Source organism: Streptomyces sp. NPDC053513 (assembly GCF_044544765.1).
Taxonomy (GTDB): Bacteria; Actinomycetota; Actinomycetes; order Streptomycetales; family Streptomycetaceae; genus Streptomyces; species Streptomyces litmocidini.
Genome location: NZ_JBITXP010000052.1, coordinates 1 through 9388, shown reverse-complemented (window position 1 = coordinate 9388; position 9388 = coordinate 1). Strand labels below are relative to the sequence as shown.

General features: G+C 69.1%; 16 protein-coding genes and 1 pseudogene. 2 read left to right on the top strand and 15 right to left on the bottom strand.

The annotated features are described in order from the left end of the window. The 5 genes from ACIGW4_RS37960 to ACIGW4_RS37940 all read right to left on the bottom strand — a co-directional run. On the bottom strand, positions 1-246 hold a 246-nt coding region (locus ACIGW4_RS37960; protein WP_399586278.1), incomplete at its 3' end, for a hypothetical protein. Between the two features lie 79 nt (positions 247-325). Further along, positions 326-673: a YciI family protein gene (locus ACIGW4_RS37955; RefSeq protein ID WP_399586275.1), complete on the bottom strand. Its 348-nt coding sequence runs from the start codon at positions 671-673 to the stop codon at positions 326-328. A 67-nt stretch (positions 674-740) separates the two neighbouring features. Further along, positions 741-1631, bottom strand: a complete 891-nt coding sequence (locus tag ACIGW4_RS37950; RefSeq protein WP_399586273.1) for a virginiamycin B lyase — start codon at positions 1629-1631, stop codon at positions 741-743. A gap of 5 nt (positions 1632-1636) precedes the next feature. Next, a complete protein-coding gene (locus tag ACIGW4_RS37945; protein ID WP_399586271.1) occupies positions 1637-2347 on the bottom strand; it encodes a CatB-related O-acetyltransferase in 711 nt (236 codons plus the stop codon). A 41-nt stretch (positions 2348-2388) separates the two neighbouring features. Continuing rightward, on the bottom strand, positions 2389-2787 hold the full coding sequence (locus tag ACIGW4_RS37940) for a VOC family protein (protein ID WP_399586268.1): 399 nt from the start codon (positions 2785-2787) through the stop codon (positions 2389-2391). 350 nt (positions 2788-3137) lie between these two features. Here ACIGW4_RS37940 and ACIGW4_RS37935 point away from each other — a divergent pair, with 350 nt between their 5' ends. Further along, complete coding sequence (locus ACIGW4_RS37935; RefSeq protein WP_399586267.1) at positions 3138-3791, top strand: TetR/AcrR family transcriptional regulator; 654 nt, start codon at positions 3138-3140, stop codon at positions 3789-3791. A 115-nt stretch (positions 3792-3906) separates the two neighbouring features. Here ACIGW4_RS37935 and ACIGW4_RS37930 read toward each other — a convergent pair whose 3' ends face one another. From ACIGW4_RS37930 to ACIGW4_RS37885, 10 genes and pseudogenes are all read right to left on the bottom strand, one after another. Beyond that, positions 3907-4179 carry a hypothetical protein gene (locus ACIGW4_RS37930; protein ID WP_399586283.1) on the bottom strand — a complete coding sequence of 91 codons (273 nt, stop codon included), beginning with the start codon at positions 4177-4179 and terminating at the stop codon, positions 3907-3909. A gap of 457 nt (positions 4180-4636) precedes the next feature. Then, complete coding sequence (locus ACIGW4_RS37925; protein WP_399586266.1) at positions 4637-5137, bottom strand: SRPBCC family protein; 501 nt, start codon at positions 5135-5137, stop codon at positions 4637-4639. A gap of 138 nt (positions 5138-5275) precedes the next feature. Then, positions 5276-5932 carry a TetR/AcrR family transcriptional regulator gene (locus ACIGW4_RS37920; RefSeq protein ID WP_399586264.1) on the bottom strand — a complete coding sequence of 219 codons (657 nt, stop codon included), beginning with the start codon at positions 5930-5932 and terminating at the stop codon, positions 5276-5278. Between the two features lie 261 nt (positions 5933-6193). Continuing rightward, positions 6194-6472 (bottom strand): hypothetical protein, encoded by a 279-nt coding sequence (locus ACIGW4_RS37915; protein ID WP_399586261.1) that lies wholly within the window; start codon positions 6470-6472, stop codon positions 6194-6196. 44 nt (positions 6473-6516) lie between these two features. Beyond that, positions 6517-6764 (bottom strand): annotated as a pseudogene (locus tag ACIGW4_RS37910) (IS110 family transposase); the annotation flags it as partial. Positions 6765-6840: 76 nt separating this feature from the next. Further along, on the bottom strand, positions 6841-7101 hold the full coding sequence (locus ACIGW4_RS37905) for a hypothetical protein (RefSeq protein WP_399586259.1): 261 nt from the start codon (positions 7099-7101) through the stop codon (positions 6841-6843). Further along, positions 7098-7385: a DUF6247 family protein gene (locus ACIGW4_RS37900; RefSeq protein WP_399586280.1), complete on the bottom strand. Its 288-nt coding sequence runs from the start codon at positions 7383-7385 to the stop codon at positions 7098-7100. Before ACIGW4_RS37900 ends, ACIGW4_RS37905 begins: the two co-directional genes overlap by 4 nt. Positions 7386-7476: 91 nt before the next feature. Then, complete coding sequence (locus ACIGW4_RS37895; RefSeq protein WP_399586257.1) at positions 7477-7698, bottom strand: hypothetical protein; 222 nt, start codon at positions 7696-7698, stop codon at positions 7477-7479. Then, positions 7695-8027, bottom strand: a complete 333-nt coding sequence (locus ACIGW4_RS37890; RefSeq protein WP_399586255.1) for a hypothetical protein — start codon at positions 8025-8027, stop codon at positions 7695-7697. The genes ACIGW4_RS37895 and ACIGW4_RS37890 overlap by 4 nt, the downstream gene beginning before the upstream one ends. 56 nt (positions 8028-8083) lie before the next feature. Beyond that, the gene (locus tag ACIGW4_RS37885; RefSeq protein ID WP_399586253.1) at positions 8084-8443 is read right to left on the bottom strand and encodes a hypothetical protein; all 360 of its coding nucleotides are present in this window, start codon (positions 8441-8443) and stop codon (positions 8084-8086) included. A gap of 203 nt (positions 8444-8646) precedes the next feature. Between ACIGW4_RS37885 and ACIGW4_RS37880 the strand changes: the two genes are divergently transcribed. Continuing rightward, positions 8647-9324, top strand: a complete 678-nt coding sequence (locus tag ACIGW4_RS37880; protein ID WP_399586250.1) for a hypothetical protein — start codon at positions 8647-8649, stop codon at positions 9322-9324. Positions 9325-9388: the final 64 nt, after the last annotated feature.

Sequence of the window (9388 nt, the reverse complement as noted above, 5' to 3'; positions counted from 1 at the left end):
TAAGAAGGCATCTGGCCGCTGGTCAAGCGTGACATTGGCAACCTCGCCGCAGCCGACCTCGGTCAGATCACCCGCGCCGTCAAGCATAGGCTCAAGCAGATCCAGTACCGCCCGGACATGGTTGACGGCTGCCTGGTCGGCACCGGCCTGATCATGGACGGCTGACCGACAACACGAATTCAAGTTCAGTACGTGTCCGTTCGCCGTAGCTGTCCGAGAACAGGGTCGACTACGGTCGGGCAGCATGATCAGGCGAAGCCTGGCGGCACGACAGCGGCGTTCCTGCGGCCGGGCGCTATGTCATTGGGCCGGTCTCCAGTGTTGTTCAGGCCGATTCGAGGATCGGGCGGATCTCGATGGTCTCCGGGGTGGGAAGGCTCTTGGCCAGTTCGAGGGCTTCCTCGCGGTCGGCCACCTCGATGATGAACCAGCCGCCGAGGGTCTCCTCACCAGCCTGGGCGGGCCCGTCGGTCACCGATGATGTCCCGTCGGCCTTTGTGCGCACCGTCGCCGGAGTGATGTGCTCGGTCTCCAGGGCCTCGCCGCCGACCAGTTTCCCGGCGGCGGCGAGGCTGCCGATCCAGTCCTCGTACTCCTTGCGGTAGGCGGCCCGGTCGGCCTGGATCCGGCGGCGTGACTCTTCCGTCTCGAAGATCACGAGTGCGTATTTCATAGGGCTTCCTTTCCCACCGTCGTGCCGACGGTCTCTGTTGTCGGAGTGTGAGGGGGTGGCGGCTTGGTCAGGTGGTGCCGTCTGCCGGGGTGATGCGGGCGAGTGCGCCGATCTCCAGTGCGGTCCACAGGGCGCCGTCGGGGCCGACGGTGATGCCGTGCGGTTCGGAGCGGGGGGTGGGCAGGTCATGGACGGTGACGGAGCCGTCGGGGGCGATCGTGCCGACGCGGTTGCCGCCCCATTCGGTGAACCAGATGGTGCCGTCGCCGTCGACGGTGACGGCGTGCGGGCGGGCCGCGCGGTCGGGCAGCGGGAACTCGGTGATCCGCCCGTCGGGAGTGATCCGGCCGATCTGGCCGGCCGCGATCTCGGTGAACCACAGGGCTCCGTCGCAGCCTGTCGCGATCCCCACGGGGGCGGCTGCCTCCGTCGGCAGGGGATGGAGGACGACCGCGCCGTTCATGTCGATCCGGCCGATGGCGTTTGCCTGGTTGAGGGCGAACCACATCCCGCCGTCGCCGCCGGCGGTGATCGCGGAGGGGAACGCGCCGGTGACGGGGAGCGGGAACTCGGTGACGGAGCCGTCGACGGTGATGCGGCCGATGCGGTCGGCGGCGGTCTCGGTGAACCACAGCGCACCATCGGGTCCCGCAGCGATGCCGAACGGCCCGCAGCCGGGGGTGGGAACGTCGAACTCGTCGACGGCGCCGTCGGTGGTGATCCGCCCGATCCGGTCCGTCCGGTACTCGGTGAACCACAGGGCGCCGTCCGGGCCGGGAGTGATGACGGTCGGCCCGCAGGCGGGGTCGAGCCGGTGGCTCGTCGGCTCCTTTCCGGGAACGAGCCGGCCGATCCGGCCGCTGTGGACGAGGGTGAACCACAGCGCGCCGTCCGGGCCCGTGGTGAGGGCGTAGGGTCCGGCCGCGCTGTCGGCCACCGCGTACTCTTCGACGGACATCCAGCTCACAGGGGCCTCCCCAGGCCGTGCTCGGTGGCGATGCGTGCGATGTCGGCCGGGGTTCCGGCCATGACGGTGCGGGCGTGCTCGGTGACCACCTCGGCGGGCCAGTCCCACCACGCGGCGCGCAGCAGCCGCTCGACGTCGGCGTCGTCGTAGCGCCGGCGGATCGGCCGGGCCGGGTTGCCGCCGACGATCGTGTACGGCGGGACGTCGGCGGTGACCACGGCGCCGGCCGCGATGATGGCGCCGTCGCCGATCCGTACGCCGGGCATGACGGTGGCCCGGTAGCCGAACCAGACGTCGTTGCCGACGACCGTGTCGCCGCGGCTGGGCATGGCGGTGACGATGTCCAGGGTCTGCTCGGCCCAGCGGCCGCCGAACATGGTGAACGGGTAGGTGGAGACGCCCATCGTGGGGTGTTCAGCCCCGGCCATCAGGAAGGTGGTCCCGGTGGCGATCGCGCAGTACCTGCCGATGACCAGGCGCTCGGGTCCGTAGGCGTAGAGGACGTTGCGGTGCTCGAAGTCCGTGGCGCCGTCCGGATCGTCGTAGTACGTGTACTCGCCCACGGTGATGTTCGGCGAGGTGACCAGCGGTTTGAGGAACACCACGCGGTCGTGGGCGGGCAGCGGGTGCAGGGTGGTGGGGTCAGGTGACAAGGTCGAGGTCCTTTGCCGGGTTGCGGGATGTCGTACACGGTCCGGGCCGGGCATTGCCGGGGCATGGCCCGGATTCGGCCTGACGCGGTGGGCGGTCAGGCGTTCTCGGGGCCGGGCGGGGTGACCCATTCGACGAACTGGACGGTCACCCCGTTGGGGTCGGTGACCTGGAAGAGGCGTTCGCCCCAGGGCTCCTCGCGCAGCGGCATGGTGATCTCGACGCCCTCGGTGCGCAGCCGCTCTTCCTCCTGCGCGATGCCGGTGGTGGTGAAGGCGAGGATCAGGCCGGAGGCGCGCTGGTCGCGCTGGTCGACCGGCAGCACCTCGGTGCCGCGGGCGAGCAGGACGATGTCAACCGCGGCGTCGCCACGTGTCAGGGAGGCGAACCCATCGGCGGCGGCCTGCTCGACGTAGCCGAGGTGGGTGGTGAAGAACCGCTGGGATGCGGCGACATCGTCGACGGTGAGCGAGACGGTGGACGCGGTGATCTGCAAGGCGCTTCTCCTCAGTGGTTTCCGGGGGTAGAGCGGGGGGGTGCCGGGTGGGCTCAGGTCAGCAGCCGGAGCGGCGCGGCAGATTGCGGGCCTTAGGGGGAACTCGCCGGTCGGGTGCGGGGAGCACGCGGGAGGGACGCTGATGACCGCGGGGCAGAGCCTGGGCGCGGTTGTCGCGCTCGGTCAGAACTGGGCCGAACGTGACGGGCGCGTCCTGAAGGGCGACGGGGCGGGATTCGAGTATGGGGACATCCGTTCTTCGCTCCGGAGGAAACTTACGACGGACGTAAACTTAGGCTGACCCCCCCAAGGGTGTCAACATAAAAATGCCACGAGGGTAAGATTGCTCCATGACTACCGACGCCACCTCGTCCGCACCTCCTGCCGGCCTGCGGGAATCCAAGAAGCAGGAGACCCGTCAGCTCATCTCCGACGTCGCCACCGGCTTGTTCCTCGCCCAGGGTTTCGAGCGGACCACCATCGCCGAGATCGCCGCCGCCGCGCGGGTGGCGAAGAAGACGGTCACCAACTACTTCCCGCGCAAGGAGGATCTGGCCCTGGACCACCAGGACGCCTTCATCGCAACCCTGTCCGACACGGTGACCAGCCGTCGGGCCGGTGAGTCAGCCCTGTCGGCCCTGCATCACGCCTTCAACGAAGCGGCTGCGAACGCCGACCCGGTCGCCGGGTTCTCCGGCCCCGACTTCGCCCGCATGATCGCCGACAGCCCCACCCTCTCCGCCCGACTGCGCGACCTGCACGACCTGCGAGAGGCCGCCCTGGCAGACGCCTTGGCCGATGCCACCGGCGCACTCCGCGGCGACATCACCCCCCGCACCGCCGCCGCCCTGCTCGGCGCCGTACACCGCACCCTGTTCCAGCGCATCCAGGAACTCACCCTCATCGGCCAGGACAACGCCCGGATCTCCGTCACTGTCACCGCAGAGGCGGACAGTGCCTTCGGTCTGTTGGCGCCGTCGCTCGCCGACTACGCCGCAGCGTGAGCCAGCATCGCTCGTCGGCGTTCCGACGGGGCTCGGCCTGTGGCAGCCACCGAAACGGCCGCACCTCCAGGGGGCGCGCTGGACAGATGCTGCCTGTCGTCAAACGATGGCGAGCTCAAGCGGTCAGCGCATCACCGCTGTTCAGGAGGTCAGCGTAGACCTCTGCCGGAGTGCGGTAGCCGTGGGTCTTGCGGGGGCGATGGTTGAGCTCGTGGGCGATGGCGTCCAGGTCGGCCTGGCAGAACGTCTTCTCCCACTTGCCGCGCGCCGCGACGAGTACCTTCTTGACCCGCGTCCGGCCCGGCGGCTCGATCTTCCGGGCCCAGCACCCGGCCAGCAGGGCCTCGCGCTGGCGGTCCTCCACCAGCTCGGCCGGACAGACCTCCACGGCCAGCCATTCCGCCGGCGCCTTCTCGTCTGCGACCGTCGACGGCCGGAACACCAGGGTCTCGCGGATCTGCTGCGGTGGTACTCGGCGGCCCGGCCGACCAGCGTGTACTGCGAGAAGCCGATGGCCGGGACCTTCACCAGATCAGCGACGTACTCCACCGCAGCCGACGGGACCCCTTCCAGCACAACGGCCCAGAAGTAAAAGGTCCAGGACTCGATGAGCTGTTGAGCTGCTCCGTGGCCCCGGAAAGAGTGCCATTCCGCCGCCGAGGACGACCGAGTGCACAACGACCTGGTGCTCATCGATCAGGCCACGGGTCGTGAGCCGGGCGGCCCAGGGAGCGCCCGTCAGCAGCAGGTCCTTGCCTGGCTCTGCTTTTGGCGCGGTGACCTCACTCCGGTGGAACCTCTATGGCAACCGCGCTAGAACGTCGCCTCGTACTTCCGATCCAGGTTCAGCGGTGGAGCTGTTCGGCCCGCTGGGCAAGGGCTTTGTTCATCGCGTGGAACTGCGGGAGGGTGTTGGACTTCAGCATGCCCTGGGCGAAGGGGACGGCCACGCCGGTGAAGCGTTCGCTCTGCGTCAGACGGACGCGACCCGGTCGGATCTGCTCGATGGCGAAGCGATGCTCCCCGTCCGCGATCCACCCGGGCCCCATCTTCCCGAGCCACCGCAGCTCGGTTCCCGGCAGGTCGGTCAGTACCTCGGGGGTAAAAGTCATGTCGCCGCTCGCGTCGTGGAGCACGATGCGCAGGCGCGCGCCCTTCTCGAGGCGCCCGCCGGGCGACGTCACCTGCGCCGAGGTCATGAACGGGTTCCACTGCGGATAGGCGCTGAAGTCCGTCAGCACCTCCCAGACCTCCTCGGGGCTCGCTTGGATCTCGATCGACGCGTTCAGCCGGACCGGATGGAGGTTGGCCCACGTCGTGTAGCCGCCGAGCAGCGCGACCAACATGGCCAGGGCTATCAGCAGCCGACGCCGCCGACGAGCCGTGGATTTCGATGCGGCGGGGGCTAAAGCGTCCTCGACCCGAGTGGGAGAGTCGTTCGCAGGGGACATGGCAGGCCTCTTCCGTGAGATGGACGGATCCGTTCAGGCGGACGCGCCGCGCAGTGCGCTAGTGACGAGGCGGTCGATGTACGCCGCGTCGAGGGGGCGTCCGGTGATGAGTAGCCGGTAGTAGAGGGCGCCGGCGAGCTGGTCGAACAGGACCTCGGGCTCAACGTCGGCGTGTAGCTCCCCGCTTGCACGGGCGCGTTCGAGCAGCGTCAGCACCAGGGCGTTGCGGTGGTGGAACATTGCCCGGACCGCCACGCCGACATCGGCGTGGCGGGCGGCCGCCGCGGCAACTTCCGCGACCAAGCCCGCGGAGGTGTCGTCCGCCGTGGTGGGGCGGCCCGCCTGCCGCATCTGGTGGAGACCGGCGACGATCGCGCCCAGGTAGCGGTTGAGATCGGCACGGACGTCCCCGCTGTACTCCACCGGCACGGCGTCTTGGCGCCGCGCGACCACGGCGACGATCAGGTGGTCCTTGGTCGGCCACCTCCGGTACAGCGTGGTCTTGGCGACCCCGGCACGCACGGCGACCTCGTCGACCGAGAACCGGTCGTAACCACGATCGAGAAGCAGCTCCAGCGCCGCCTCGAGGATGCGGCCGTCAGCCGCCTCGGACCGCGGTCGCCCGCGCCCCCTGGCCAGTCCCACAGTGCCACCCCCCTTTTTTTTCGCTACGAACGTTGCGTAAGTCACGCTACAGCTCCCACCTTCATTTACGCAACGGCAGTAGCGAAACTCGTCCGAGGAGGCCGCGCTGCGTAAACTCGTTGCCTGCTGCGCTGCATTGAAGAGCTCGGCACATATAGGCTCGCCGCCACTGATCTACCCGCACTCACCACCCAGACCCGCGCGCTCACTAGCGACATCACGCATTCAAGTTCAGTAGCGCCAGGCTCCTGGGGACTCTGGGGGGGGTACCCCTATGCGTTTGGTCAAGCGGTTCGAGGCTGTGCCTCAGCTCTCGGCGGCTGGGGCAGGGCCGGTGTAGGTGTAGATCCAACCAGCCCGGACGCCGGCGGATCGGACCGCTTCGTAGAGATGCCGACTCGGGCCGGCTGGCCCGCCGGATGCGCGTATGACGGCGGGAGGCATCCCGTCCCCATCGAGAAGCACGATCTTGGTTCGGCCGTCGAACGGGCCGCCGACGACCTTGATGCCGACGTTGTTGTTGACCACCTCGCCGGCGAGCCAGCGGTCGATAATCCTCATGTGCTCGGAGTCGTCGGTGCTCATGGGCAGAGCGGATCACGGCTGCTGCCGGTGGACAAGAGGCAGCATCACGTCGCGGCCACGGGCCGGGATTTGTAGAGGGTGCCGTCTCGGAGCATGGCGAACAGGACGTCGGTCCGGCGTCTGGCCAGGCAGAGGAGCGCCTGGGTGTGGCGCTTGCCGTGGCCGATCTTCTTGTCGTAGTAGGCGCGGGAGGCCGGGTCGCCGAGGAAAAGGCGAACGCGGCCAGGAAGAACGCCCGTTTCAGCTGCTTGTTGCCCCGGCGGGAGAGTTGCTCGCCCCGTATGGAGGCCGATCCCCTCTGAGACACTGACAGGCGCCTCGCCCCCGGCAGCTGCAACGCCGGGGGCGAGGTGCCTGTCGTGGGGTGGCTATCCGAGCCAGTTGATGGTGAGGACGGACAGCTGGCGCAGCGGACGGTTCACCCAGTAAGTGAGGGAGAGCCGGCCGACGGTGGCGTGGCGGACGTCTTCGCCTTCGGGGTCGTCGGCGTTGAACTGCCGGAATCCCCAGGGGGCGGCCGCGGCGGCGTCCAGGACCTCCCACACGGTGTCCTCTGCGTGCTCGGGCAGGTCGTCGAGGACCTTGGCGGCCGGGGCGGAGAAGCGGACCGCGTAGGGCTGTGCGGTCACCGGCGCCTGCCGCGGAGCTCCGCCATGTCGATGAAGCCGCTGTCGTCGTAGCCGGAGGCGGCGAACGCGTCGACCGCCGGGGCGGAGGCGATGAGGCCCTGCCACTCCTGGACGACTTCGTACAGTCCGGCGAGGGAGAACGTGCGCCGGGATTCTTCGAGGGCGGCCGCCCACTGCCGCTCGAAGGCGGGCACCCAGTGCGCGGCGCGGTGGTCGGCGCGCAGCTGGGCGAGGAGCTGGGCCGGCGCTCCGGGTGCGGGGGCGTGGTCGGGCTGTGCGCTCACCGGCACCTCCAGGAGGGACGTCGTATCGCCACCGTACGCGGGGTACGGGGAGGCGGGGGCGGACATGGTGGTGAAGTTCCTTCGGTCGGGGTCAGTTGGGGCGCGGCGGGAGGCCGCCGGCGACGCGGCACGCGTCGAGGCCGAGGTGGTAGGCGGGCGTGGTCAGGCGGTCCTGTCCGGGGTCGGGCACGGGTCCGAACCAGGTGTCGCGGGGTCCGTCCGCGGCGATCCGTTCGCCACAGTGGGCGCAGCGGGGTGCGGGCGGAAGGGCCCAGGACGCTTCGATCGCGGCAAGCTCGCCGGTGCGGCTCACCGGCCGGCCCCGGCCGTGGCGTAGGGGTCGGGCAGCGGGGCGGCCCTCGCCCAGGTGCCGTCGGGGCGCTGGTAGGCCATGGAGGCGGTGGCGTGGCAGACGGTGGTGTCGGTGTCGCCGTCGAGCAGGACGCGCAGGTACTGGCCGGCGGTATCGGTGATCGTGCCCTCGCGGTCCTCGTGGCGGACTCGGACGCCGAGCGCGGCCGTGACGCCCAGGCGCTCGGGCAGGCGGTAGTAGGTGTTGATGTGGTCGAGCTGACCGGCCTGGCGGCGCCGGGCGAACGCGGCCTCGTCCAGGTCCTCGTCGTGGTCGAGGTGGTCGGTCACGGGGTTCTCCCAGGGGTGCGGCGGCTCCGCCGGGCGGAGCCGGATGGCGGGGTGGGCTACGGAGTGGTGGGGGGCGGCTGGACGGTGAAGCCGGTGCCGAACAGCGGCCGGCCGGTGCGGTAGCCGAAGGCGTGCAGCACGGTGGCGAGGGCGGTGTTCATCGTGGTGCTGACGGTCTCGTAGCGGGTGACGACGTCCTCTTCGAGGCGGTCGGCTTCCACCACGTCGAGGGCGACGGCGTCCAGGTGGCCGTGGGTGAGCCAGTCGACCGTGACCTGGTGGTCGTCGTCGAGGTAGACCGCGACGCCGTCCTGGTGTTCGTCGGTCAGGGGCTGCGGTGGTGCCACGTGGAATCCGGCGCTGGCCAGGTCGAAGCGGACCTGGTCCAGGAGCCGGGTGGGGGCGTGGTGGGGCATGGAGCGGCTTTCCTGAGCCCAAGCACGATAGTTGTCACCATCAGTGGCCACTGGCCAGCGGGTTCGGGGCGGTGAAGCAGGTGGTTTTCACCAGGTCGGCGCACTATTTGTCACCAATAACACATAAGGCATGATCGTTGGCACCGGCCCCACTACTCCGTCGAACCATAGACAGAACAGCGAGTCCCCATCAGGCTTGTCCAGTGATCACACTTACGACTGCCGTCGTTGGCATACTCACGAGCCTCACTGCGCTATGGATCACCCTTGCAGACCGTCGACGAGTCATCGCAAAGGAGCAGCGAGAAGAGGCCGAACTGGCCCGGCGTGCAGCCACCGACGAGCTTGCCAAGATGGAACTGGAACTCAGGCGTGCGCTGTCGGAGGAAGTGGCACAGGCGAGGACCGTACAGATCCGGCTTTCCGACAGACCGACCGCTGACGACCCAGGCACTGCACCAGAACCCTGGGTGGTCTCGGTCGCCAATCGGGGCCCGCTACCGGTCACGGACGTGCAGGTGGTCTACACATCGAGCCCTGCGATGCCGCACTGCTCGGAGTCCTTCGACTTGCAAGACGAATGCACGCATGAGGTCGAGCTGCCCACCTCAGGTGAACGGCCGCGCCTGGCCGAAATCACTGCAGTGTTTACCGACGCGGCGGGCCGCCGCTGGCAGCGCCACCTCACTGGTGGACTTTGTCTAGGCACCCTGCAAGACGACGGTACCTACCAGTGGGACGAGCCGCGCTTCCCCGAGATCGAAGCATCCAGCATTTCGCTGGGCCCTGTGACGTTGCCCAGGAGGGCCCGCCTCGCCCTCCTAGTGCCGTTGCTGGTACTCACCGCCGTCGGCTGCCTGCTCTACATTCTTCTCCGCTGAAAGGCTCGGCGAGTGGCCCGCACCGCGATCTTGGTGAAAACCAGCCTGGTTTGGTGGCACCTAT